The sequence below is a fragment of the Mycobacterium sp. DL440 genome, from assembly GCF_011745145.1.
Classification (GTDB): domain Bacteria; phylum Actinomycetota; class Actinomycetes; order Mycobacteriales; family Mycobacteriaceae; genus Mycobacterium.
The window spans coordinates 741944-767316 of sequence record NZ_CP050191.1 but is presented as its reverse complement, the minus strand read 5'-3'; the positions used below and the strand labels follow the sequence as shown (position 1 = coordinate 767316).

Sequence of the window (25373 nt, the reverse complement as noted above, 5' to 3'; positions counted from 1 at the left end):
ACTCCGGCCCGTGCTGCATCTCCCATCGACGGCACCCATTGCATTGCTTCTGACAGTCGTATGCGGTAAAACTGGGCAGGTGAACACTTCTGCCGGACGTCGCGAGCTCGTCGAGTTGGTGAATGAGTTCGCGGCCGTGCGGGTGTCGCTGGATGTCAATGGCAACGGCCCACGCCTGCTGGTAGAAGACTTGGAGAGCGGCGAGCACGTTTACCTATGTCCGCTGGAACTCGCGAGTTTCACGCAAGCCACCGCGGAGGATCGCGAAACTTGGCTGCGCGTCGGCAACTACCGGTCTGAACCTGGACAAGGCGCGCGTCGGCCTCGGGGGCAGTCATGAGCCCGTCCGAGGTGGATCTGATCGGCCTGGGGATGACGGCGATGTCGCTGCGGCCCGGCGCCACACCGTTACGGTTGGCCACCGAGGCGAGCACCGCCGCGCTGATCGACGCTCAAATCGATCGCGCCGACGTTGACGGGCTCCTCGTCGGTTCCTCACAGGGTGTACGCCCAGACCGGCTCGGTGTCGGTTTCGCCGCCGCAGGTGGCTTCCGGGATCTGCGACTGCTCGAACACGTCGAGATCAAGGGCGCCACCACCATTGCAATGATCCAACGCGCTCGCCATGCGATCGCCACTGGAGAAGCATCTACCGTGCTCTGTGTCTTCGCTGATGCACCGCTGGTCGCAGGCAAGGGCGCCGGTTCCACGTATGCGCAGAGCGGCGGCAACGCCGGGGTCCGCGGATTGGAACGCGCCTCCGGACTGCTCGGCTCGGTACCGACGTACGCGTTGTTGGCGCAGCGGTGGCTGCACACGACGAGCACCGACCCTGCCGCGCTACGCTCCGTTGCTGTTACGGCGCGACGCTGGGCGCGCGACAACCCGGATGCCGTCAACCGCGAACCCCTCGACGAGGCCGGCTACGACGCCAGCCCGATGATCGCCGAGCCACTGCGGCTGCTCGACTGCGCCCGACCGGTGAACGGGGCAGTCGCTGTGCTGCTGACCAATCAGCCTTCGACAGGCCCGGCCCGGCTCCGGGTGCGGGGCACCGGCCGCCAGCATCCGGTGCGCCGACGACGCGCGGGAGCAGAGTCGTGGTTCGGAGGCGGCCGTAGTGCGGTGGACGACGCACTCCATCAGGCCGGTATGAGCCGTTCAGACCTCGATATCGCCGAACTCTACGATCCGTTCTCGATCGTGACGCTGCTGCTGCTCGACGAATACCGTCTCACCGGCGCAGTACCGGCAGGCGACTTCGTGCGTGACGGCCAGACCGGCCCTGGCGGGACCCTGCCCACCAATACCGGCGGCGGTCAGCTGTCCGGCTTCTATCTGCAGGGCATGACCCCGCTGGCCGAGGCGGTCATCCAATTGCGCGGCGCCGGAGGCAAACGCCAGGTACCGAACGCCGCCGTCGCCCTGGTCGGCGGCATCGGTGGTCGACTGGACCACCACGCCGCGCTGGTGCTGGAGCGGGCGGCATGACCACCGTGACGACGCAGGATTGGCTGCTGGACAACACCCTTGCGCCTACCGTCGACGGGGATTCGCTGGCGCCGCTCTACGAGGCCGCCCATCGTGGCGAGCTCGTGCTGCCGTTCTGCGCAGGCTGCGCTCAGCCCCTCGAACTCGATCAGGAAATATGCGACCGCTGCGGCGATGCCGAAACAAATTGGTGCGCAGTTGAATTACGCGGGACAGTACACTCCGCGACCCTCATGCACCGGCGCGAGCCCGGATTGGTTCGCGCGCAGATCCCCTACCCGATCGTCGACACCGAACTGGACAGCGGGCACCGCCTGGTGATGACGACCGTGCAGCCCACGGACACCGCACCGGGTATCGGTACCGCGGTGAGCATCGGCTTCCGCCGCCTCGGCGACGTCGCGATACCAGCCATCGACACCCTGGAGGACCAGTGACAACTCTCGAATCCGCTCCTGAAGTCGACGATTTCGACGTCAGCAGAATCGTCCATTCCGATCGCGTGCACGGCTCGGTTTACACCTCCGCTGACATCTTCCGGCGCGAGATGGAGACCATCTTCAAGACCGGCTGGGTCTATGTGGCCCACGAGAGCGAGGTCAGCGAGCCAGGTGACTACCTCACGCGATTCATCGGCCATGACCCCGTCGTGGTGGTGCGCGGCAAGGACGGCGTCGTCAGGGTGCTACTCAACCGCTGCACCCACCGTGCCAACAAGCTGTGCAACGCCGAGATCGGCAACGCCAACTCGTTCCGGTGCCCATACCACGGCTGGACTTTCAGCAATACCGGTGCACTGCAAGGTGTTCCGATGCGTGAGGGCTACGGTGACACCTACCGCGAGCTGCGCGCCGAATTGGGCCTGGCGCAGGCGCCGCGGGTGGACGACTACGGCGGGTTCGTCTTCGCGTCGCTCGCCCCCGATGGGCCGTCGCTACTCGAACACCTCGGCAACGCCACCCGCGCCATCGACCGCCTCCTGAACCTGTCTCCCACACGCAAGATCGACCTGCGCGCCAATTGGATGAAGCATCTGCACCACGCCAACTGGAAGATGGTGGTGGAGAACAACGTTGACGGCTACCATGCCCTGTTCACACACGCCTCGGTGTATGACGCGATCAAGCCGGCCAAGGTGTCACATGTCCCCACCAAGGTCGACGTGCTGGTGCGCGATCTCGGCAACGGGCACTCAGAGATCGACTACAGCGACGAATACCGCAAGCTCGATGAGGAATTCGTCTGGTATGGGCGGATCCCCCGCGCCAAGCTCGCCGGCTACGTGGAGGCCCTGGAAGGCGCCTACGGTCCCGAGCAGGCACACGACGCTCTGGTGGTCGGCCCGCCGCACACGTTGATCTGGCCGAACCTGTTCCTGGCCGAGATGAATGTCATGTTCGTCGAGCCGCAGGCTCCCGACCGGACCATCGCCTACACCACCGCGGTACTGATTCCGGGCCAGGATGGCCTCAACGAACGCACACTGCGCCGATCTGAAGGTGCGATGGGCCCGGCGGGCTTCCTCATCGCCGATGACGGTGAGATCGGGATGCGCAACCAAGCCGGGCTTGCCGCGGAACTGCCGGAATGGCTGATACTGGCTCGCGGCGTGAGTGACGACATTACCGACGAAACCGGAATCATCAACCGGGACAAGAGCGCCGAGACGCCACAACGCGGGTTCTACTCCCGGTGGGCGGCCGTCGTCGGCGGGGAGGCATGACCGTGACCGCTGACACTTCGCCCCGGGTCCGCCCCGTCCTGCGGCCGATTCCGGACGACGAGATCCTGTCGTTTCTCTACCTCGAGGCCCGGCTGGCCGACGAAGGCCGCTACTCGGAGTGGGAAGCGCTGTGGGCCGATGACGACGACCGGGTCGAGTACCGCGTCCCCATGCACCCCGACGACAATCCGCGGACCACGCTGGCCTATATCAACGACAACCGGCGGCGGATCAAGAGTCGGGTAGCTCAACTCAACACCGGCAACCGGCACTCCCAGACGCCGCCGTCGGTGCTGCGACGAATGTTGTCCAACTCCGAGGTCATCGAAGATGACCGCGACATCATCACGATCGAATCCAATTTCGCCCTGTTTGAATACCGTATTCGGCAACGCTTCTGGGCCGGACGGGTAACTCACACCGTTCGCCGCTCACCCGACGGACCATGGCTGATCCGCAAGATCGTCAACCTGATCGACGCCGGTGGTCCGGTCGAGACCCTGGCATTCCTGATTTGAAGGACTTCCTGATCTGATGCTCATCGGAGACATCGCGGCCAACAACGCCCGCCGCTACCCAGACAAGACCGCGCTCGTCGACGCCGACCGAGTACACACCTGGTCCCAGGTCGACGAACGGGCCCGGCGGCTCGCCAACCACCTGACCACTCGGGGGCTGACGCCCGGGGACCGGGTGATGGTGATCGCCCGCAACTGCATTGAATGGCCGGAAATCTCGTTCGGCCTGGCCAAGGCGGGATTGGTCGCCGTTCCGGTGAACATCCGGCTCGCCCCCGACGAGGTCGCCCACGTCCGCGACGATTCCGGCGCGCGGGGGGTGATCATCCACGCCGACCACTGCGACAAGTTCCTTGACGAACTATCCGGCCTCAGCCAGGTCCTGACCATCGGACCCGAGTACGAATCGGCCTTGGCCGCAGCGGATCCCAGTGCCCTCCAGGTTGATGTCTCACCAGATGACGTCGCCGTGATCCTCTACACCAGCGGCACCACCGGCCGCGCAAAAGGGGTGATGCACACCCATCGCGCACTGCTCTACCAGGCCGCCGACACCAATCTGGTGACCGAGGCCAATCGCTCGGACATCATGCTGGCGACCACGCCGTTCTTCACCGCAGGCGGAATGGTGCGCACCGTGTCATGGCTGTATCTCGGCCAGACCATGGTGATCCACCAGCGTTTCGACCCGCAAGCCGTGATCGACGAGATCGAACGCAGCAAAATTACGTTCACCACCTTCATCCCGACCATGCTGCACCGCGCCCTGGCCATCCTGGAGGACGGGCCGCCGCGGGACATGTCCAGCCTGCGACGGATCTCCTACGGCTCGGCACCCGTGCCGCCTGGACTGGCCCGCAAGGCGATGGACCTGCTCGGCTGCGATCTGCAGCAGCGCTACGGGCTGACCGAATGCGGCGGGCAGGCCACCATCCTCACCCCGCAGGATCATCGCGATATCGTCGCGGGCCGGACGTCGATCGCCACTTCCTGCGGTCGGGAAACACCGATGTGCGTGATCCGGATCGTCGGCTCGGACGGCGACGACGCCGCCACCGGCGAAGTCGGCGAGATCGTGATCGCGAGTCCCGCCAACGCCGTCGGGTACTGGAACCGGCCCGAGCAGACCGCCGAGACGTTCCGGCCAGACGGGCTGCGCAGCGGCGACCTCGGCTATCTCGACGAGGACGGCTATCTGCACATCACCGGCCGCAAGACCGACATGATCATCTCCGGTGGCTTCAACGTGTATCCCGCCGAGATCGAACGGGTCATTGCGCACCACCCAGGCGTCGACCTGGTGGCAGTGGTCGGAGCTCCCGACCCGGAGTGGGGTGAGACGCCGGTCGCGGTGGTCATCCCCAAATCGGATGTCACCGACCGGGACGCGCTCAGCACAGAACTGGCCACGCTGTGTCGCGCCGAGCTGGCCGGCTACAAGCAGCCGCGTCGGTTCCTGTTCTGGAGTGAGTTCCCGCTGGGCCCTGCCGGAAAGATCCTCAAACGCGAGATCGCTAACCAGGTAAACCACGTCGGCGATGGAGGTGCGATGATGCCCGCATCCATCGGATCGACAAAGGAGCAGCTGTGACCGACACGACCAGCCTGAGCACCATCGAGTTTCACGTGGGCGACCACGTCGCCACCGTGGCGCTCAACCGTCCCGAGAAGTTGAACAGCTTCACCGAACAGATGGCTGCCGATCTCGCCACGGTGTGGGCCCGGGTCCGCGACGACGACGACATCCACGTCGCAGTGCTACAAGCCAACGGTGAGCGCGCCTTCTGCACCGGCATCGACGTCGCCCAGGGGACTTGGTGGAAACACAAGTCCGTCTTCAACCAGGAGGATCCGGGCGAGCTGCTGGGACCGAAGGCGCACAAGGTGTGGAAGCCGGTGATCGCCGCACTGCACGGCATCGTCGCCGGCGGTGCGATGTACTTCGTCAACGAATGTGACTTCTCGATCTGCGCCGAGACCACCACGTTCTTCGACCCTCACGCCAACGCGGGCATCGTCTCTGCACTGGAGCCGATGGGGATGCTTCCCCTCGGCGTGCCCTATGGCGAGGTGATGCGCTGGGCCCTACTGGGCAGCGAGGAACGGATGACAGCTCAGACCGCACTGCGGATCGGCATTGTCACCGAGATCGTCCCCGACGACCAACTCCGGTCGCGGGCAGCCGAATTGGCCACCGAGATCGCCGCGCGACGGCCCGCCGGCATCCAGGGAACGGTGCGCGCCATGTGGGAGGCGCGGGACCTGCCTCCGACGATCGCTGCACGGCACGGCAAGTTCTACACCGACTTGGGCAATGCCGGCGCCGTCCCCGATTCGCTCAACAACAAGAAGAAGCCGCGAACTCGATGAGGAGCGTGCATGGCTGACATCAGCACCCAGCAATTGGTCGAGTTTGACCTGGTGATCGGGGGCGAGTCCACGACCGCCGCGTCGGGGGCCACTTACGAGAGCGTGGACCCGTTCACCGGGCAACCGTGGGCCCGGGTCCCCGACGGGGATGCCGCCGACGTCGACCGCGCGGTGGCCGCGGCCCGTGCCGCGCTGGACGGGCCCTGGGGTGCGCTCACCGCGACCGCGCGCGGCAAGCTGCTATGGCGCCTCGGCGAGCTCATCGCTCGTGACGCCGAGCAGCTGGCCGAGCTGGAGGTGCGCGACGGCGGCAAGCTGACCCGCGAGATGGTCGGACAGATGCGGGCGCTGCCGGATTACTACTTCTATTACGCGGGGCTGGCCGACAAGCTGCAGGGCGATGTGGTACCCACCGATAAGCCCAACTATCTCGTCTATACCCGGCACGAACCGGTCGGCGTCGTCGGGGCGATCACCCCGTGGAACTCGCCCCTGCTGCTGTTGACCTGGAAGCTGGCAGCCGGTCTCGCCGCGGGCTGCACCTTCGTGGTCAAACCCAGCGACCACACCCCTACCTCCACGCTGGCGTTCGCAAAGCTGTTCGCTGAGGCCGGTTTTCCGCCGGGGGTGATCAATGTCGTCACCGGTTGGGGCCCACAGACCGGGGCCGCGCTGGCCTCGCATCCAGGTGTCGACAAGGTCGCGTTCACCGGGTCGACGGACACCGGGATCCGCGTTGGCAAGGCCGCGGTCGAGAACATGACCCGGTTCACCCTGGAGCTCGGCGGCAAGTCAGCGCAGGTGGTCTTCGGAGATGCGGACCTTGACGCCGCGGCCAACGGCGTGATCGCCGGCGTGTTCGCTGCCACCGGGCAGACCTGCCTGGCCGGGTCGCGATTGCTGGTCCACGAAAGCGTCGCCGACGCGTTGGTCCAGCGCATCGTCGCTCGCGCGGCCACCATCAAACTCGGCGATCCGAAAGATCCGGCGACCGAGATGGGGCCGGTGTCGAATCAGCCGCAATACGAGAAAGTGTTGTCGCACTTCGCGTCTGCTCGCGAGGAGGGCGCCACCGTCGCCTACGGTGGCGAGCCGGCCGGTGAACTGGGTGGCTTCTTCGTCAAACCGACGGTGCTGACCGGCGTCGACCCGTCGATGCGGGCTGTCGCCGAAGAGATCTTCGGCCCCGTGCTGGCGGTCATGACGTTCGCCGACGAGGACGAGGCCGTTGCATCGGCCAATGCCACCGAGTTCGGGTTAGCCGCATCGGTATGGACCAAGGACGTCCACCGGGCCCACCGCGTTGCCGCCAAACTTCGGGCCGGGACGGTGTGGGTCAACGCCTATCGCGTTGTCGCACCGCATGTTCCGTTCGGCGGCGTCGGCCACAGCGGTATCGGCCGGGAGAACGGTATCGATGCCGTCAAGGACTTCACCGAAACCAAAGCGGTGTGGGTGGAGCTGTCCGGGGCAACCCGCGACCCGTTCACCCTCGGGTAGCGAATCAACAAAGGAGAGACACATGACAATCGACCTCCCGGCCGCCGACAAGGTACTGGCCGGCCTACGACCCTTCCCGGTGGCGATCACCACCATCGACAACGGCTTCGCGAACGGCCTGATGTCGCTGTCGGCAGGCTCGGCCAGCATCGTCCCCGAGCTGCCCCGCGCCACAGTCAGCCTGACCAAGTACAACCGGACGCACGACATGTTGGTCAACTCAGGCATTTTCGTGATGCACATGCTGTCGGCCGGCCCGGAGGAGATCGACGCCTCGATGGACATCCTGATGACGCTGGGCGGCAGCTCGGGCCGCGATGGCGACAAGATCGCCAAGCTGCGCACCAAGGCCGGGGTCACCGGGGCGCCGATCCTGCTCGACGCGCACAGCTACGTCGAGTGCCGCATCACCGGCTCGCTCGACAACGACGAGAACACCATCTTCGTCGGTGACGTGGTGGCCGCCGAGGTGTTCAGCACCGAGCAGCGGCTCCGCATCGGCGAGGCGTGGGGCAAGCTGCCACACGAATGGATCGAGCAGTACGAAGCCAATCACGAGCCGCAACTACAGAGCGCACGGGACCTGCGGGCGGCCGCCGCGGCTCGAGCCTGATGGCCGACGAACAGTCCAGCGGGGCGTGGGAGCTGCCCGACGAGTTGGTGATGCTGCGCGATACCGTGCGGCGGTTCATGGACGCACACGTGCATCCACTCGAGGAGAAACTCGACCACGACACTGTGGGGCTGCCCCGCGAGCAGCTGGTCGAGCTGCAGGCGAAAGCGCGTGAGCTCGGACTGTGGGCACTCCAGACTCCCGCAGAGTACGGCGGCGCCGGGCTGAGCGTGCTCGGCCAGGTTGTGGTTGCCGAGGAGGCGGCGAAATGCCGGATGGGAGCGTTCTTCCCGGCGCTCGGCGCGTTCGGAGGCAACCCACCCAACATCATGTTCAAGGCCTCGACCGAACAGTTCGAGAAGTATGCCAAGCCGATCATCGATGGCACGATGTCCAAGGCGTACACCGCTATCACCGAAGCCTCCGGCGGCTCCGATCCGGCGCGGGCGATCAAGCTCAAGGCCACGCGGGACGGTGACGGTTATCTGCTCAACGGGTCCAAGATGTGGATCTCACACGCACCCGGCGCCGACTGGGGGGTGGTGTACGCCCGCACCGGTGAAGGTCGCCAGGGGATCTCGGCGTTCATCCTGGAGAAGGACACCCCCGGCGTCACATTCAGTCGTATCCCGGTGATGGCCTCCTTCGCCCCGTACGAACTGCACTTCGACAACGTGCGGCTGCCGGGCGATCAGCTGATCGGCGCAGAGGGACAGGGCTTTTCACTGGCGAGTGACTTCCTCATCCACGGCAGGATCATCTACGCCGCCGGGCCGATCGGGATCGCTCAGAGTGCACTGGACCTGGCCTGCCAGTGGGCCAAGGACCGCGACGTGTTCGGCGGCCGGCTGGCCGATAAGCAGGGCGTGCAGTGGATGCTGGTGGACAGTGAAGTGGAGCTGCGCGCCGCCCGGCTCCTGATGTACCAGGCAGCCTGGAACGCCGACCTGGGCCGCAACGTCCGGGTGGACGCGTCGGTGGCCAAGATGTACGGCACCGAGGCGGCCTACAAAGTGCTGGATCGGTGCATCCAACTCCATGGCGCGCTGGGTATTTCCGCAGAGCTGCCGCTGGAACGGTGGTTCCGGGACCTGCGGGTCAAGCGGCTCGGTGAGGGTGCCACAGAAGTTCAGCGCGAGGTCATTGCCAGATCATTGCTGAGATAGTTATATAGTTCGCTAATTGTCGGTGATAGGGGTCACGTGCGTTACAACCTGATGTTCCCAATGCGGGCGGTCAAGCATTGGAATCGGTGGTCCGAGGGCGCCGCGATCGGCGATATCGCGCGGCTGGTCGAAGAGGCCGGCTTCGACGGATTCGCAATGTCGGAGCACCCCTACCCCGACAAGGAGTGGTTGGCCCACGGTGGCCACCACGCGTTCGACCCGCTCGTATCGTTGAGTTTCGCCGCTGCCGCGACCACCCGCATCCGGGTGATGACCTACATCCTGGTGTCGGGTTACCGCAGCCCGTACTTGACGGCCAAGGGAGCCGCGAGTCTGGACCTGCTGTCAGGAGGCCGTTTCACCCTGGGCACCGGTGCCGGCTACCTGAAGTCCGAATTCGAGGCGCTGGGAGCCGATTTCGGTCGTCGCGGCGCACTGCTGGACGAGGCGATCGCGGCGTGGCGGTCGACCTGGGCCGGCGTCGACCACGACGGTCCGGAATTCGGGGTGAGCGGACACATCGCGCTTCCGCCACCACTGACGAACGGTGGCCCCCCGATCTGGATCGGCGGCAACAGCGCCGCCGCACAGCGCCGGGCCATCGAGGTGGCCGACGGCTGGATGCCGATGGCTGCGTCGGGCGAGATGGCCGCCATCACCCGGGCTCGACCACTGGAAGACATCGCCACACTGGCCGAGTGGATCGGAGCGGTGAACAAGCGGCGGGCCGAGCTCGACCGTGGCCCGGCCGACGTGTCGTTCGTGCCGTTCGAGGCAGACCTGCTCGCCAGCGGCGACTGCACCGCGTTCACAAACGCCGTGCAGCCCAAGCTGGACGCCTACGCCGAGGCGGGCGTCACCTGGATCACCATCGAGCCGTCCAGCCGGAGTTTCAGCGACTTCCGCACCGATATCGACGTGCTGGCATCGCAGCTGATCGACCGCTGAGAGGACTGCCGCCCGTGACCCTGCCCGACCTCGTCCTCGTCCACGGCGGAGAACACGCCGCCGATTGCTGGGAATTGACCATCGCCGAGCTACGCTGCCAAGAGCCAGAATTGCGTGTCCTCGCGGTAGACCTGCCAGGCCATGGCAACAAGCCCGGAAATCTCGCCACCGCCACTATCGGTGAGTGGGTCGATTCGGTCGTCGCCGATATCGAAGACGCAGGTCTTGGTGACATCGTGATCGTCGGCCACTCGATGGCAGGGGTCACGGTGCCGGGTGTGGTCGCCAAACTCGGCTCGACGCGGGTGCGGGAGATGATCCTGGCGACTGCTTTCATACCGCGGCAAGGCCAAGCGATCGTGGACACTCTCGGCGGCCCCTTGGCGTTCTTCGCCCGACGTGCCGCCAAAGCGGGCGACCCGGTGAAGGTGCCACGGCTCGCGGCGCAATACGCCTTCTGCAATGGCATGACACGCGCACAACGCCAGTTCGCGATGTCGCGGCTCTACGCGGAGTCGGCCCGGATTCCTGCCGAACCCGTCGACCGCAGCGGACTTCCCGACGAGGTGCCGCGCACGTGGATTCTGACCACCCATGATCGGGCGCTGTCGCTGAATTCCCAGCTGGCGAGCATCGCAGCACTCGGTGGGATACAGGACGTGATCCCCGTCGATGCCTGCCACGATGTGATGATCAGTCACCCGGAACAACTGGCACGCATACTTATCGAGCGGTGCCAGCTGAGAGGAGAAGGGTGAGTGCAGAGTTGTTTCTTCGTCACCGACGGCGATAGTTACGTGCCGACCAGTTTGGCGCGCGGGCCATGGGGTCCATCACTCAGTGGTCACTACGTCGGCGGGTTGCTCGGGCGAGCGGTCGAGCAGGAAGTCAACGATGCCGATACCGATCTGCAGCCCGCCCGGCTGACAGTCGACCTGCTCAGACCCGTCGCGCTGTCACCCCTGCAGGTGCATTCATCGGTGGTGCGTGACGGACGCAGACTTCGGCTCGTCGACGCGGTGATGACTCAGAACGACGTCATGGTGGCACGGGCCAGCGCCTTGTTCCTCCGCCACAGCGAGCACACCACAGACAAGGTGTGGACAACGCCAATGACGATGCCGGAAATCCCTGCGGAACTCGACATGCCGAACGACGACCACCTCATGCTGTTCCACTCCTACGGCCGCGATCCGGTTGCAGGCAGTCCGGGTGTCGGGGGCGACGAGTGGAGGCACGGTGGACAGAAGTTCGCATGGGTGCGGGAGACCAAGTCGCTCGTCGACGACGAGCCGCTGTCCCCTTTCACGCGCGCCGCGATGGCCGGGGACGTGACCAGCTCGATAACCCATTGGGGCGCCGACGGACTGCAATTCATCAACACCGACTACACCCTCACGCTCAGCCGGTTGCCAGAAGGTCCCTACATTGGTTTGGCGGCGGTGACACACTACGGCCATGAAGGGGTCGGCACCGGCGTCGCCACGCTGTTCGACAAGGCGGGGCCCGTCGGCAGCGGCATGGCAACGACGTTGATAAACCCCGGATTCACACCACCACCGTCGCTGCTGCCGACCTGAGCGGTACATCCGCGAACCGCCGGGCTGACCCGGTGAGCCTCAGGTGATGGCGCCTTCGATTTTCAACTCGATCAGGTCGTGATCACCAATACCCAACTCCCGCAACACCTCGTCGGTGTGTTCGGCGAACATCGGTGCGCGGGTGAGATGGGCGGCCGCCTCGTCGAACTTCACCGGGTTGGCCACCAACCGCTGTTTATTACCCTGTGCATCAACGACATCGGCGATGCGTCCGTTGGCGATCAACGACTCGTCGTTGGCCGCCTCCCAGGCATCCTGCACCGGCGCCCACTGGCCGCCGGACAGGTTGAGTAGGTGTTTGCACTCTTCGAAGGTCCGCGCACCGACCGCCGTCGATATCAATGCCGTGGCCTCGTCGGCGTGCGCCGCCAGCGACTCCAGCGAGGCGAACCGCTCGTCGTCGGCAGCTTCCTCCAGACCGAACAGCCGGCATATCGGCGACCAGTAGCGGGTCGGCTGCAGCATCGACAACTGGATGAACCGGCCATCCGAGCACCGGTAGGCCCCGGTCAGCGGGTTGCCGGGGGCCTGGCCGCGGTGATCGATCTTGGGAAGGGGGCAGTCATACAGCATCGCCAGGTTCAGGTTGAACTGATTGGCCCACGCCCCTACTGCCAGCAGAGAGACGTCGATGACGGAGGTTTGCCCCGTCGCTTGCCTGCCATACAGCGCCGCGGCCACCGCGCCCGCGATGGTGATCCCGCCCATGTTGTCGCCGTATCCGCCGGCAGGCATGCCCGTCGGCACTTCCGATTCGGTGGGCGTCACCCCGTCGGCACTGCCCGAACGTGCCCAGAACGCCGTCACATCGTGAGCGCCGGCATCCCGGTCGGGCCCTTCGCTGCCGAATCCGCTGCCGGCGACGTAGATGATCGCCGGGTTGATCCGCCGGATCTCATCGAGGTCGATGCGTAGCTTGGCCTGCGCCTGCGGTAGATAGTTGGTCAGGAAAACATCGCTGCGACGGACAAGCTCCTCGAACACCGGGCGCGACTGGTTGAGAGCAAGGGACAGGCCGACGCTGCGCTTGCCGCGGTTCGGTGCCTCGATCATCGGCGCAAACGCGACCCCCGGCGCAGTGGCCGAGCGACCGCTGACAGTCACCAGCCCCCGTTGCCCATCGCCTGTCACGGGGTTCTCGATCTTGATGACGTCGGCACCCCAGTCCGCGAGCACGGCGCCCGCCGAGGGCACGAAGGTGAACTGCGCGACTTCCAGGACGCGCACCCCGGTCATCGGTTTCTGCATCTACCCACATCCATCCTCGGGCCAGGGCTGAGGTTGTCGCCGCGGAGCTGCACGGTCGCGCGAGCAACGACTGCCATGTGCGCTTGTTCTCAACTAATGACTCATCAATGCGACGTTATCCAGTTACAGTATCAACGGCGTTCCTACTTGTCGAGATATGGATCACATAGCCAACATAGATTACTAGGTACACGTCGTGACCGAAAGGCCAACAGGTCCAACCGATCCATTCCCGAGTCTCCTGGACCACATATTGGAAATATTGTGGTTCCTACCACACGGTAGGGTGAAACGTGGTTTGCAGTCAAGAGGGCGAAATCGAGGGTTGCGAGAATGACGAGCGTGTCAGGGCGGACGAGTTCAGGACGGGCTACACCATGGGGTGCCGATGCACCTGTCGGCGAAGAGCAGGCCCGGGAGCGACTGCTTGTCGCCGCCGAAGCGTGCTACATCGAGCGCGGCATGAGTCGCACTCGGATGAGCGATATCGCGAACAGGGCCGGTGTGCATCGCCGGACCGTCTACGACTACTTCCCCACCAAGGACGCCCTGCTGGCCGCGTCATTCGTACGAGCGATCCGTGCCGTGCTCGACGCCTCCGAACCCTGTTGGGACACCGAGGAACCCTTCCTGGAGCAGCTCGTCAAGGCCACCGCGGTTGGGCTGCGCGGGGCACGGGACTCGCCCACCATGGCACTGCTGATCGGCGCTGACGATCTGAGTAAAACCTTTCACGCGGCCGAGGTCTCCGAAACTTGGAGCCAGCACCTTGCACAAGTTCTGGGCCGACGACTCGAAATCGCCATGGAGGCCGGCGAAGTTCGCGACGATCTCACCGCCGACACCATGGCGCGCTGGGTCACACGCATTGCGTTCAGCTTGATCGCCGAACCCGGCCGGCCCGAGGACGGCGGCGACGAAGGACTCATCCGCGCTTTCCTTCCCGCCTGCCTCGCCCCACAGGGGGACCGGCGTCGGCTTCCTTAACAAATCGTCCTTGACAAATTAGGCACATTTCCCCGCTCGCCAACCCCGGTGCGTGAGTTGGTGCGCGGAACAGCGGGACACCGGCGCATCCATGCTGAGCAGCTGATGCTGGCGTGCTGCCGAACCGACGGCACCGGTTGTCGTTGATGTAGCGCAACGTGTTCGTACGTGGAAATACTCCGGCGGGACACCTCGATGGCGGACAGCACCTGCCGCGTTACAACAGCAAGACGCCGAGGAAACGACGGGCCACGGTCGTTGATCAGTCGCGGCGCAGTAGGTCAAGCGCGAAATCGGCGTACTCCCGGGCGATCTGTTCCGGGGAGGACACACCGTCGATCCGAAACCATTGGGCCAGAGATGTGCACATCGTCGCGATTGCACGTCCGGCGTCGCGCGGATGCTCGGTCGCAACATGTCCGTCACTGACCGCCGCCGCGATCTCCTCATCGAGCAGATGCTGGATATCACTGCGTGATTTGGCAATTCGGAATCGATTCGTTCCGGCCAGACTCCGCATCTCGCTCGCACCGATGAACGCCAGGTCACGCCGGTGCGTGTGGTACAGCGCGAGCGCCTCGACGATCAGCGCCACCCGGTGAATGCTCGTCTTCCCCTCGTCGTGGGCGGCGCGTACCCGCCAGTGCAGTTCACCCATGGTGATGTCCAAGATGCGTACCAGGAGATCCTGCTTGTCTCGGTAGCGGTGATAGACCGAGGGAACGCTGACGCCGGCCCGCTGCGCCAGAGAGCGCATGGTGGCACCGTGATAGCCGGTCGCCACGAACGACTCGATGGCGGCTCGCAGTACCGGGTCGAGTGCCAGTGGCGGAAAGTCACGCCACGACACCTGGCCGCCGATCGGGGAACTCGCCCGGTGCGTGTTGTTGCGAAGCAACGGCGGTCGGCGCATACCGCCGATCAGCGTGCGGATGTCCACGTCAAGAGCCTCGGCAATCGCGAGTACGCGCTCGACGGACACTCCTGTCTTTCCGGTCTCGATCGCACTCATCGTCGCGGGGCTGACATCGAGCAGGTGCGCCAGTCTCCGAAGCGACAGTCCGGTACCGAGGCGCGCCGTGCGAATCGCCTGGTGTATCGGCACGGCGCGCTCCTCATCATCCGATGTTCGGAATATCTGAACATTTGTTGCTTCAGTTTCCACGGTATGTCAGCGTTTCAGCACACAGGGCCGAACGATCGTTCCAGCTGCACCTGCGCGTCCCAAGGAGTCCCGATGCCGATTGACCTGTCATACTCATCCGAGGTTCTGACACTCGTCGAGCAGACCGAGACATTCGTCCGCGATGTCGTACTCCCGCTCGAGGACGACCACAACGGCGATATCGCTGCGGCCGGCGGCGATGACGTGCGAGCTGTCCTGCAGCAGGCCGCCAAAGACGCCGGGGTCTTCGCGCCGCACGGACCGATCGAATACGGCGGCCACGGGCTGAACATGTCCGACCGCGCGCCGGTCTTCGAGGCGGCCGGCTACTCCCTGTTCGGCCCCACCGCACTCAACATCGCCGCACCAGATGAGGGCAACGTCCACATGCTGGCCCACATCGCCAATTCGGAGCAGAAGCAGCAGTACCTCGAACCCCTTGCCCGGGGTGAGATCCGGTCGGCCTTCGCGATGACCGAGCCGCCACCGGGCGCAGGTTCGGACCCGTCGGCGCTCAGCACCCGAGCGGTGCGCGCTGACGGCGGCTGGCGGATCTCTGGACACAAATGGTTCATCACAGGGGCCGACGGCGCGGGCTTCTTCATCATCTTCGCCCGCACCTCCGGCGAGCCCGGCCAACGTGGCGGAGCCACTATGTTCCTGTCCCCGGCCGACGCGCCGGAACTGCGGGTCGGCCGTCATATCGGCACCTCGGACAAGGCAATGATCGGTGGGCACTGCGAGGTGTTCTTCGAGGACCTGTTTGTCCCGGACTCCGCGGTGCTCGGCGAAGTCGACCAGGGGTTCAAATACGCGCAGGTGCGGCTCGGGCCCGCTCGAATGACGCACGTCATGCGCTGGCTCGGTGCGGCGCGCCGCGGGCACGATATCGCTGTGGCTCACGTGGCACGCCGCGAAGGCTTCGGTACGCGGCTCGGTGATCTCGGGATGATCCAGAAGATGGTGGCCGACAACGAGATCGATATCGCCTCGACCCGTGCACTGTTGACGCGAGCGTGCTGGGAGCTCGATCAGGGCGGACACGCCTCGACCGCGACCTCGATCGCCAAGACACACGCCGCCGAGGCGATTTTCCGGATCGTGGACCGCAGCACGCAGATGTGTGGCGGCCTGGGTGTCTCCGACGACCTGCCGCTGGCCCGTCTCGCCCGCGAGGTGCGCCCGTTCCGCATCTACGACGGCCCCTCCGAAGTACACCGGTGGGCCATCGCCAAACGAGTGGTCGGCGCTGCCAAACGCGCTGAACAGGAGGGAAAGTGACGCTACCGGGCATGAACAGCGCCGCGCTGCGCGACTATCTCGTCGGCTCAGGCGTTCCGGTCACGGGCGACCTACAAGTCGAACTGATCAGCGGTGGGCGATCGAACCTGACGTTCAAGGCGTATGACGACGCCTGCTCCTGGGTGATCCGACGGCCGCCGACCAGTGGGCTCACCCCGTCTGCGCATGACATGGCGCGCGAGTACACCGTCACCTCCGCATTGCAGGACAGCCCGGTTCCAGTGGCCAGAACCGTCGCCTTCGATGCCGACGGTACCGCCCTCGGCGCGCCGATGACCGTCGTCGAATTCGTCGACGGCGCCGTGATCCGGGATCAGGACGATCTGGCCACACTCAGCGACGCCGCGGTCGAAGCCAATACAGCCGCACTGGTCAGCGTGCTCGCCGACCTGCACGCGGTCGACTACCCGGCCGTCGGCCTGGAGAAGTTCGGCCGCCCCGACGGATTCCTGGCCCGGCAGGTCAAACTCTGGGCCGGACAATGGGACCGGGTCAAGACACGCGACCTACCTGACGTCGCAGCGCTGCACTCGGCCCTCGCCGACGCAGTGCCACCTACGTCGGCGGTATCCATCGTGCACGGCGACTTTCGGGTCGACAACACGATTCTCGACGCCACCGACCCGAATATTGTTCGCGCCGTGGTCGACTGGGAGATGTCGACTCTTGGTGACCCGCTTACCGATGTCGCGCTGATGTGCGTGTACCGCGAGCCCGTTTTCGACCTCGTGCTGGGTATGAAGGCTGCGTGGACCAGCCCGCGGCTGCCTTCGCCCGACGCCCTGGCACAGATGTACGCCATGGCGTCCGGGCGGGACCTTGCGCACTGGAGCTTCTACCTGGCATTGGCGTACTTCAAACTCGGCGTCATCGCCGAGGGCATCACCCACCGCGCGCTTCAGGGAGCGGACGCCGGTAACGACGCCGTCCGCGCGGCGGAGACGACACCGGAGTTCATGGCAGCCGGCCTTCGCGCCATCCGCCATAGGCGGTCTGCGTGACTATGGCGTGAGCCCGACCCCCGGCCGAAACCACCGAGGCTGGCTGTCGTTCCTGGAAAACTACCGCGTCCGTGAATTCCCCGGGCTGCACGGAGCCGCAGATTGGCTGCGCCACCACAGACCTGCGCACTATGTCCCGGGCATCGTGCGCCATGCGTTCATCGGCCACACGTCCTGGTCCTCGCCATGGACTATCGTGCCGTCCACCGTGAATTCCATCAGCGAATTGACGCACACGCTCGTGGCGGTCGGCAAAATCATTCTGCTGACTGCCCTGCCATGTGCGCTGAAGGGGCGCCCGTCGCCATCGATGACGTCTATCGAAATGTTGGTGATCCAGTGCTTGCGCGGGTCTCGACGAACCTGCCGGACACCCGACACAAGGTAGCCGACTGCACCGTTACGACGCAGATAGCCTGCATAGACCGAGTCAGTCCCGTCGCGGCCTTCATCGGGTGTGGCATAGGTCAGCAACGAGGTGTGTGCATCGGCAAGCCAGGTGTAGGCCATCGGTCGGTAGCCGCGCTCCCGGCGCGGTCCCCATGACCGGTCCCGCATGGCGTAGCAATCGATGTCTATGCGCTGACCATCTAAGAGCAGGTGGCCGCCGACATGTCCGGTTTGGTCAAAGTGCGATGCCTTGGGATAGGGCGGTGTGCCCGGGCGCAGCGGAACCGGGCGTTCAGTACCGGTGAACCGCAGGCGCGCTTCCAGACGGTCGCGGTCGTCAAAGACCAGATCGTATGCCTGCCCAGGTTCGGCGGTGGTGACGGTGTTTCCGTTGGGCAACACAAGCTGGTGAGCGTCGGATGACGTCGGCGGTTTCAGCCAGTTGAACTGTTCGAAGAAAGGGATCTCCCACGGATCGGTGCCGCTGGAGTCCCAGATCCAGCAGCCGCCGGTGGTTACTCCGGCATTGGGCCGGATGCCCGAGTAGAGCCATCCGCCGAGGCCGCGTTCGGGTGCGAAGAACGAAAACCAGTAAGTCTCATTGAAATAGAACTCGCTGCCGGGTTCATGGAGGCCGTCATCGGATGGCGCAAAGTCCTCGGAGCCGGGCACAGCGGGGATGGGGATGGCGTGCAGGTTCACATTCAGCTCCTCATTGGGGCGGGTTCGCCTCGACGTCGAGGACACGTGGGTCTGGCGGTCATCGCTGCGCCGGGGCCGCGGCAGCGGTGGCATCCTCCGGGATGAAGTTGGCAGTGCCACCGGACTGCCCGAAACCCAGGATCTCGCGTAGCCACGGGCTCAGGGTGGCGCGCATGTCCTGCGGTATGCCGCGGTGCCATTCGAATTGCGGAGCCAGGAAGGAGCGGGCGAAGAAGGCGAACGCGCCTGAGCGCGGTGCCGTGCCGGTGTTGCGGCCGGTTTGGTGGTGGATCCGGCCCTCCATGAAGATCATTGACCCCGCCGGCCCACATAATGGGATCGCGTCGGGATGCGTGCCCTCCCAGGCCGGGGGGCCACTCTCACGGTGCGTTCCGGGCATGTAGCGAGTGGCGTTGTCTGGAGTGAAGGCATCGATCGCGAAGGCCACATTCAGGGTGCACGGGTAGGGCGGCCACGGAGCCGGGATGGGGTTCTGGTCGGCGTGCAACGCCATGGCGCCCGCGCCGGGCAACGTCGTGTTGGACGTGAAATTCGACAACCGGACACTGTGGCCGAGCCATCCGGTGACCGCTGCCCGCAGCGCCGGCAGCTCGAGCATCTCCCGGAACACCGCATCTTTGCCGGGCAAATTCCGTACGCGAATGTTGAGGTCATCAGGGTCATAGGCGGATCCGCGGACCTGAAAACCGTGGGCCTCGTCCTCGCGGGCTCCACGTTCCAGGGCCGTTTTGGCCCGCGCGATCATGTCGGGGCCGATCGCATCCTCGACGACGGCCACTCCGTCTGCCTCGAGCGCCGCGCATACACGCTGCGCGAGATCTTCATCCGAGACTGCGAGATATTGCACCATTGCACTGCCCTTCCCATCTGTGCCGGGGACGATCCACGGAAACTGTTGATTGCGTTGGCTATTCCGCCCAATCGCTGCGGACTGCATGCACGTCGGGCGAGGAAGCGGCTCATGACCGTTCCAGCGGATCAAACATGCGTTCGGCGAGCACGCCCATCGCCGGTCGCAAGATCTGCATCTCCCGAAGTGTCTGCCGGTGCAGCACCCGCACCACATCGTTGACATCGATTGCGCCCGAACCGAAGCGGTCGAGGACCGCAGCGACGCCCTCGGCCACCGACACCGGTCGGGCGCCCAACAGATCGGTCAGGTCGTCGAGATCGGCCGCCTCAGCCGCGCCGCCGAGCCGGTCCATTTCGCGCAGATACTTCACCATCCGGGCAACACCTTTGCTCCGCAGGATCACGAACGGATCCGTGCTACGGGGAACGATGATCTGACCGATCTGCGTGAGTGCCGCGTCATACCACCATGCACGTGGCGTGCTCGGCGCGTCGAGGTCGGCCGGCTGGTGCAGGCCGATCCGCAGCACGTCAGCCATTGCCTCACCGAACAACCGACGATGTAATGCGGTGTAGATCAAGGCGTTTCCGACTTCCCCGAGCGGGTCGGTGTGACCGATCGTGCGGTGGCTGAGCACCAGGATCCTCAGCTCGGCGAACACCCGGTAGTACCGCACCCGGGAGATGTCCACCGGCCTGCCGCTGAACCGCGCGTAGTCGTCGAATCGGTCGACCAGGTCGGTGAACGGCTCCTGCACGGCGCGGACGCTGACCCATGCCAAGTCGTCGTGGGGATCACCGAGGTGGGCCAACTCCCAGTCCAGCACCGCACACACCCGCCCGCCGCTGTACAAGAAGTTTCCCGGCCCGGCGTCCCCGTGCACGATGACCACCGGCCCTTGTGCAGCGGGTATGTTGGCTTTCAGCCATGCGAAGCCGACCTCGATGAGCGGGTCGGGCGCCGCCTCGCTGGTGCGGTAAAACGCTTCCCACCGGTCGATTTCGGCTGCGACGAACTCCGGCAACGTCCCCGGACCCCGCTCCGAATCCAACTGAAGCCTTTCAGGGTCCAGGCCATGCAGTGCGGCCAGGATCCGCATGAAGTCCGTCGCTACCGCAACTCGCTCATCGGGATCTTTGAGCCGGGAGAACCATGCCTCCCCCGCGACCCGGTCGGAGAGGATCGCCTGCTCGACAGGATGAACGGCATAGATGTGCGGCACCGGCACGGCGCTGCCGGCCATGGCAGAAAAGAACGCCGCCTCACGACGGAGGGTGAACGGATCACCGGACGCGGACGGGTCCGTGCGGTCGTAACGAAGAAACAGTTCGAGCGTGGACCCGTCGGCACACGCGACGTCGACGAACCAGGCTTCGCGCCGACCTCCGCCGGGGCGCCTGTCCACCGCGGTGACAGTCGCGCCGACAACGTCTTCCACCCAGGCAAGCATGTCGCTGCTGAGGGTGGAGGCGTTGTCCTGGTGCGTCGCCATCGTCATCGTTTTCCGACCGCCCGTCTGATTCATCCGTGTCATCGATTGGAATACTTCGGTTTACGGCCATCGCGAAACGCAGTCATCGCTTCAGCCTGATCCTGGGTCAGCGCAGTCAGCACCTGCTGCCGGTTCTCCAGTTCGATCGCTGCGTCCAAAGACGGGATTTCCAGCGACAGCCACATCGCCTGTTTGGTCAGTGCCAACGACAACGGTGGCGCGGCCAGCAGTGCGTCGACGGTGCCGGAGACCCGGTCGGGAAGATCTACCACGGTCACAACGTCCGAGACCAAGCCAATCCGCAGCGCTTCCGCGGCGTCAAACCTTCGACCAGTCAGCATCAGCTCATGGGCCCGACCGGCCCCCACCAGCCTCGGCAGCATCCATGACGTTCCGATATCGCAGCCCGAGAATCCGACCCGGATAAACGACACCGCGAATTCAGCGTTTACCGAAGCCAGCCGCACATCGCAGGCGCACACCAAGGCCAGACCACCCCCGGCCGCGGCTCCGTTGACTGAAGCGATCACCGGCTGCGGAAGCGCCCTGATGCGTTGAACCAGCGATGCGATATGACGCTGCACCGACAACTTCGCCTGGACATCTCCGCTATTGGGGTCGTGTCGCAACTGCCCGTACCCATTGAGGTCAAGGCCAGCGCAAAACCCCCGCCCGACGCCACTGAGAACGACGACTCGACACTGTAGGTCCGCGCCGGCCTCAGCCAACGCTTGATGCAGCGACTCGACCATCGTTGCAGTCAGGGCGTTCAAGCGGTGCGGCCGATTCAATTCGATCAGGATCAACCCGGCACGCGGGCGTGACAGCACCACCTCCGGCACGGATCCTGCCGGTGGCCCGACAGCGCTCACAGCGCAGCCGTCGGCGCTACGGATGCCGCCTGGACGGCGACATCAGCGGGCCTGCATGCGCCGTAGATCGGTACTCGCACCCCGGTTATCCCTTCCTGCAACATGTTTGACCCACTGAAACATCGCCTCGGCACCCATTGACTCTCAAAAACATACAGCTGTATGTTACACATGGCTATGGCCCACGTCACCCTCCTAGCGTGATGTGACCCCAATCGCCCTGTGCTGACCGATGGAGGAACGATGACGTTTGCACTCACTGCGCCGCCCACACCGCCGGCGCTGCTACACCCGAGCGGTGTCTGGTTCTTCAACTGGGTCATCCCCATCCTCGGCGGCTTGGTCGTGCTGCTCGCCGTGATCGACACCGTGCGCCGACGACGCCTCACCTGGGGCTTCCTGTTTCTGACCAACAGCATGTTGGTGTATTGGATGGAGACAGTGGGAGATTGGGGTCAGCAACTGATCTACAGCCCAACCTTCGCCCAGCACCACCTACTGGACTGGCTACCCCTCAAAACCCCCAACGATCCGTTGTTCATGCCGTTTGCCTACGCCTGCTACTGGACCGTGCATGCCTGGATAGTCCTGAAGATCGGCCAGTTCCTGGTCGATCGCTACGGCTGGTCCCTTCTCAAAGCCATTGCGGTACTGGCTATACCGGTGAACTACGTGTGGGATTTCCTGGTCGAAGTCACCGCCGCAGCGATGGGCTGGTGGGTCTACGACCCAGGCATCGGGCCCCACCTCGAATTCGCCAACGGCGGAAAATTCACCCTGCTATGGACGATCGGCCTGATGACATTCTGGCCCAACCTGATCGCCTACTGGGCCGGAAAGCCACGGATCCGGACGCTGAACCACTTCGAACGCTTCCTCGGGCTGCAACGGTTCACCCGGCCGAAACCACCGGTACCGGCGACCGCGGCACCGCGCGACCCTCAGAACACTGCCAGCGCGTCAACCTTGGTCGCCGACCAACGTACTGCCGCAAGGGTCGATCGCACCGCTGAGTTCGACGCATTCCTGGACTACGAGGTCAGCATTGCGCGATGGAAGTTCGAACTTGCCCGATTCGGGTCCTGGTTCGTGATCTTCCAGGTCTCGTTCTTCGCAATGACCGTGTTACCGCTGCTCATCATGCGAGTGGCCACCGGCAGCCACAGCATCTACGTCCCCTGACGAGATAGGACAACACTCATGACCCCGGATGACGACCGCATCCAAGCCCTCATGCAGCCTCCGACAACCAGCGAAGGGCTACGGCGCGAGACGCTGTACATCCTGCTGACCTGCTATGGCCTGATGGCGATCCTGTTTGTGGTGGTCTACTCGTGGCCGAGGTGACTGAGAGGCGACCGTCGGTCCACGGCCTGGCCAAGCCACTGACCGGCCGGGTCGCCCTCGTCACCGGAGGTTCCCGCGGAGTGGGCCGTGGCATCGCCCTGCGGCTGGCGCGCGACGGCGCAGCGGTGGCCGTGAACTACCGCAAAGACGCCGGGGCCGCCCGCAGCGTGGTTGACGAAATCACCTCGACGGGCGGGCGAGCCCAAGCCTATTCAGGCTCGGTCACCGACGAAAGCGCCATGTTACCAATGCTGTCAAAGATCAGCGACGATCTGGGCACGCTCGACTTGCTGGTCAGCAACGCCGGCACCGCGTCGCGCGGGACCAGCATCGCCGATACTGACCGCGCGGAATACCAGCGACTGCTCGATGTGCACCTGCTCGGCCCTCTGGCTCTGATACGGGCCGCTCTGCCACAGCTCCGCTCGACCGGTCGTGCGGACGTGATCGCGATATCGAGCACCATAACCCGCGAGTTCGCCAAAGGTGCTGCGGCGTATACCCTGGCGAAGAGCGCACTGGAGGCTGCAGCACTCACGCTGGCCCGCGAGGAGCGACAGTACGGCATTCGGGTCAACGTTGTCGCCCCCGGCCTGGTGGCCACAGACATGGGGGAACGGCTCGTCACTGCTGCGGCGGGAGCCTCGATCGCCGAACTCGAACCGTCCTATCCGTTCGGCCGGACCTGTCGACCCCCGGATGTCGCCGGAGTCATCGCATTTCTCGCCTCTCAGGACGGGGAGTACATCACCGGCCAGCGCATAGCCGTCGACGGCGGCGCCCCCGACACCAGCCTGTTCGGCTAGAGCACGCCCACACCTGTTGAGCGCCAGCACATCCACCACTCAGGAGGCAGATCCGATGACCACGTCGCAGGACCAGACCAAACAACCGCACACCTCACTGAATTTCGATTACACCGCCGTGCAGCCAGTGTGCGCGCATTTTGCCACCTACGACGAACTCAGGTCCCGATCTCCCTGGTATCACAACGATTTCGGACCTGGCTTCTGGGAGATCGTGAACTACGAAGGAATCCTGCAGGTCATGCAGGACCCGCAGACCTTTTCCAGCAGCGTGGTCACCGCGCTGGACCCCGATCCCCAATACAAATGGATCCCCGAAATGCTCGACGGTGACGAACACCGCCAGTGGCGTCGCCAACTCGGGCCACTGTTCGCTCCCAACGCGATCGCCCGCCTCGATGACACCGTCCGAGCCCGAGCGATCGAATGCGTCGATGCCGTTGCAGGCAAGGGTTCATGCGACTTCATTGCGGAGTTCGCGGCACAGTTCCCCACAACCATTTTTCTCGAGTTGATGGGCCTACCCGCCGACGAACTCGACCAGTTCCTGCGCTGGGAGACTGGCATCCTGCACAGCCCGCAGGATCAGGCGGGACGTGACAACGCAGCTAGCGCCATGGTCGCGGTCATGGACCGCTTCACCACTGTGATCGACCAACGGCGCGCCGATCCACGCGACGACATCGTCAGTAGGGCACTGCAATACGAGATCGATGGCAGCCCCGTGAGCGATTCCGACCTGTTGTCATTCTGCCTGCTGATGTTCATGGCCGGTCTCGATACCGTCACCTCGACACTCGGCTGGATCTTCTGGCACCTGGCCGGCAATCCCGCCGACCGGCAACTCATTGTCGACGCACCCGATACCATTCCGACCGCAATCGAGGAATTCCTGCGGGTCTACGCCATCGTGACCTCGGCGCGCCGCGTCACCGTGGACACCACCGTGCAGGGCTGCCCCATGAAAGCCGGCGATATGGTCAATCTCCCCATCAATGCCGCCACCCGAGACGACACAGCGTTCGCCAACGCCGCCTCCGTCGATATCACGCGCACACCGAACAATCACATCGCTTTCGGCGCGGGACCACACCGTTGCCTGGGGTCACATTTGGCTCGCCGCGAATTGCGCATCGCCATGGAGGAGTGGCACAAACGTATCCCGCACTACCGACTGGACCCGGATGTCGCGCTGTACGAGAACGGCGGCCAGATTGGCCTGCAATCGCTACCGCTGCACTGGGAAACGTAGCCGCC

At 64.9% G+C, this 25373-nt stretch carries 26 protein-coding genes; 20 read left to right on the top strand and 6 right to left on the bottom strand.

Annotated features, from left to right (window positions below):
* The first annotated feature begins 79 nt into the window (after window positions 1-79).
* Genes HBE63_RS31820 through HBE63_RS03775 form a run of 13 tightly spaced genes read left to right on the top strand, consistent with a single transcriptional unit; the run spans window position 80 to window position 11909 of the window.
* Entirely contained in the window at window positions 80-340 is a 261-nt protein-coding gene (locus tag HBE63_RS31820) for a hypothetical protein (RefSeq protein ID WP_166903419.1), read from the top strand.
* Window positions 337-1491 carry a thiolase family protein gene (locus tag HBE63_RS03830; RefSeq protein ID WP_166903399.1) on the top strand — a complete coding sequence of 385 codons (1155 nt, stop codon included), beginning with the start codon at window positions 337-339 and terminating at the stop codon, window positions 1489-1491. The genes HBE63_RS31820 and HBE63_RS03830 overlap by 4 nt, the downstream gene beginning before the upstream one ends.
* Entirely contained in the window at window positions 1488-1928 is a 441-nt protein-coding gene (locus HBE63_RS03825) for a Zn-ribbon domain-containing OB-fold protein (RefSeq protein WP_036446922.1), read from the top strand. The genes HBE63_RS03830 and HBE63_RS03825 overlap by 4 nt, the downstream gene beginning before the upstream one ends.
* Entirely contained in the window at window positions 1925-3214 is a 1290-nt protein-coding gene (locus HBE63_RS03820; protein WP_208301291.1) for a Rieske 2Fe-2S domain-containing protein, read from the top strand. The genes HBE63_RS03825 and HBE63_RS03820 overlap by 4 nt, the downstream gene beginning before the upstream one ends.
* On the top strand, window positions 3211-3732 hold the full coding sequence (locus HBE63_RS03815) for an aromatic-ring-hydroxylating dioxygenase subunit beta (RefSeq protein WP_166903398.1): 522 nt from the start codon (window positions 3211-3213) through the stop codon (window positions 3730-3732). The genes HBE63_RS03820 and HBE63_RS03815 overlap by 4 nt, the downstream gene beginning before the upstream one ends.
* A 16-nt stretch (window positions 3733-3748) precedes the next feature.
* Entirely contained in the window at window positions 3749-5323 is a 1575-nt protein-coding gene (locus HBE63_RS03810) for a class I adenylate-forming enzyme family protein (protein ID WP_208301290.1), read from the top strand.
* Window positions 5320-6102, top strand: coding sequence for an enoyl-CoA hydratase/isomerase family protein (locus tag HBE63_RS03805; RefSeq protein WP_166903396.1), 783 nt, complete (start codon window positions 5320-5322; stop codon window positions 6100-6102). The genes HBE63_RS03810 and HBE63_RS03805 overlap by 4 nt, the downstream gene beginning before the upstream one ends.
* A gap of 9 nt (window positions 6103-6111) precedes the next feature.
* Complete coding sequence (locus HBE63_RS03800; RefSeq protein ID WP_166903394.1) at window positions 6112-7602, top strand: aldehyde dehydrogenase; 1491 nt, start codon at window positions 6112-6114, stop codon at window positions 7600-7602.
* 22 nt (window positions 7603-7624) lie between these two features.
* Entirely contained in the window at window positions 7625-8215 is a 591-nt protein-coding gene (locus HBE63_RS03795) for a flavin reductase family protein (RefSeq protein WP_166903392.1), read from the top strand.
* A complete protein-coding gene (locus HBE63_RS03790) occupies window positions 8215-9381 on the top strand; it encodes an acyl-CoA dehydrogenase family protein (RefSeq protein ID WP_166903390.1) in 1167 nt (388 codons plus the stop codon). Before HBE63_RS03795 ends, HBE63_RS03790 begins: the two co-directional genes overlap by 1 nt.
* 51 nt (window positions 9382-9432) lie before the next feature.
* Window positions 9433-10329 carry an LLM class F420-dependent oxidoreductase gene (locus tag HBE63_RS03785; RefSeq protein WP_208301405.1) on the top strand — a complete coding sequence of 299 codons (897 nt, stop codon included), beginning with the start codon at window positions 9433-9435 and terminating at the stop codon, window positions 10327-10329.
* Between the two features lie 14 nt (window positions 10330-10343).
* Window positions 10344-11087, top strand: a complete 744-nt coding sequence (locus HBE63_RS03780; protein ID WP_166903386.1) for an alpha/beta fold hydrolase — start codon at window positions 10344-10346, stop codon at window positions 11085-11087.
* A complete protein-coding gene (locus HBE63_RS03775) occupies window positions 11088-11909 on the top strand; it encodes a thioesterase family protein (RefSeq protein WP_166903384.1) in 822 nt (273 codons plus the stop codon).
* Window positions 11910-11948: 39 nt separating this feature from the next.
* On the opposite strand, the gene HBE63_RS03770 is transcribed toward HBE63_RS03775, so the two are convergent.
* Window positions 11949-13178 (bottom strand): CaiB/BaiF CoA-transferase family protein, encoded by a 1230-nt coding sequence (locus tag HBE63_RS03770; protein WP_166903382.1) that lies wholly within the window; start codon window positions 13176-13178, stop codon window positions 11949-11951.
* Between the two features lie 333 nt (window positions 13179-13511).
* Between HBE63_RS03770 and HBE63_RS03765 the strand changes: the two genes are divergently transcribed.
* On the top strand, window positions 13512-14165 hold the full coding sequence (locus HBE63_RS03765) for a TetR/AcrR family transcriptional regulator (RefSeq protein ID WP_166903380.1): 654 nt from the start codon (window positions 13512-13514) through the stop codon (window positions 14163-14165).
* A gap of 262 nt (window positions 14166-14427) precedes the next feature.
* Here HBE63_RS03765 and HBE63_RS03760 read toward each other — a convergent pair whose 3' ends face one another.
* Entirely contained in the window at window positions 14428-15270 is an 843-nt protein-coding gene (locus tag HBE63_RS03760) for a TetR family transcriptional regulator (protein WP_243858488.1), read from the bottom strand.
* A 132-nt stretch (window positions 15271-15402) separates the two neighbouring features.
* Here HBE63_RS03760 and HBE63_RS03755 point away from each other — a divergent pair, with 132 nt between their 5' ends.
* The gene (locus HBE63_RS03755; protein ID WP_166903378.1) at window positions 15403-16611 is read left to right on the top strand and encodes an acyl-CoA dehydrogenase family protein; all 1209 of its coding nucleotides are present in this window, start codon (window positions 15403-15405) and stop codon (window positions 16609-16611) included.
* Window positions 16612-16622: 11 nt separating this feature from the next.
* Window positions 16623-17633, top strand: a complete 1011-nt coding sequence (locus HBE63_RS03750) for a phosphotransferase family protein (protein WP_166909333.1) — start codon at window positions 16623-16625, stop codon at window positions 17631-17633.
* A gap of 129 nt (window positions 17634-17762) precedes the next feature.
* Here the strand turns inward: HBE63_RS03750 and HBE63_RS03745 are convergent, their stop codons facing one another.
* The 4 genes from HBE63_RS03745 to HBE63_RS03730 form a co-directional block, all read right to left on the bottom strand.
* Window positions 17763-18725, bottom strand: a complete 963-nt coding sequence (locus tag HBE63_RS03745; protein WP_243858487.1) for a hypothetical protein — start codon at window positions 18723-18725, stop codon at window positions 17763-17765.
* Between the two features lie 58 nt (window positions 18726-18783).
* Window positions 18784-19596, bottom strand: coding sequence for a phytanoyl-CoA dioxygenase family protein (locus tag HBE63_RS03740; protein ID WP_166903376.1), 813 nt, complete (start codon window positions 19594-19596; stop codon window positions 18784-18786).
* Between the two features lie 109 nt (window positions 19597-19705).
* Entirely contained in the window at window positions 19706-21097 is a 1392-nt protein-coding gene (locus HBE63_RS03735) for a phosphotransferase family protein (RefSeq protein ID WP_166903374.1), read from the bottom strand.
* Between the two features lie 32 nt (window positions 21098-21129).
* Entirely contained in the window at window positions 21130-21933 is an 804-nt protein-coding gene (locus HBE63_RS03730; protein WP_166903372.1) for an enoyl-CoA hydratase/isomerase family protein, read from the bottom strand.
* Window positions 21934-22206: 273 nt separating this feature from the next.
* On the opposite strand from HBE63_RS03730, the gene HBE63_RS03725 reads away from it, so the two are divergent.
* From HBE63_RS03725 to HBE63_RS03710, 4 genes are read left to right on the top strand one after another with little or no spacing between them, the layout of a single operon-like run.
* Window positions 22207-23145 carry a hypothetical protein gene (locus tag HBE63_RS03725; protein ID WP_166903370.1) on the top strand — a complete coding sequence of 313 codons (939 nt, stop codon included), beginning with the start codon at window positions 22207-22209 and terminating at the stop codon, window positions 23143-23145.
* A gap of 18 nt (window positions 23146-23163) precedes the next feature.
* The gene (locus tag HBE63_RS03720; protein ID WP_166903368.1) at window positions 23164-23310 is read left to right on the top strand and encodes a hypothetical protein; all 147 of its coding nucleotides are present in this window, start codon (window positions 23164-23166) and stop codon (window positions 23308-23310) included.
* Window positions 23307-24116 (top strand): SDR family NAD(P)-dependent oxidoreductase, encoded by an 810-nt coding sequence (locus tag HBE63_RS03715; protein WP_243858486.1) that lies wholly within the window; start codon window positions 23307-23309, stop codon window positions 24114-24116. Before HBE63_RS03720 ends, HBE63_RS03715 begins: the two co-directional genes overlap by 4 nt.
* A 55-nt stretch (window positions 24117-24171) precedes the next feature.
* Entirely contained in the window at window positions 24172-25368 is a 1197-nt protein-coding gene (locus HBE63_RS03710) for a cytochrome P450 (RefSeq protein ID WP_166903366.1), read from the top strand.
* Window positions 25369-25373: the final 5 nt, after the last annotated feature.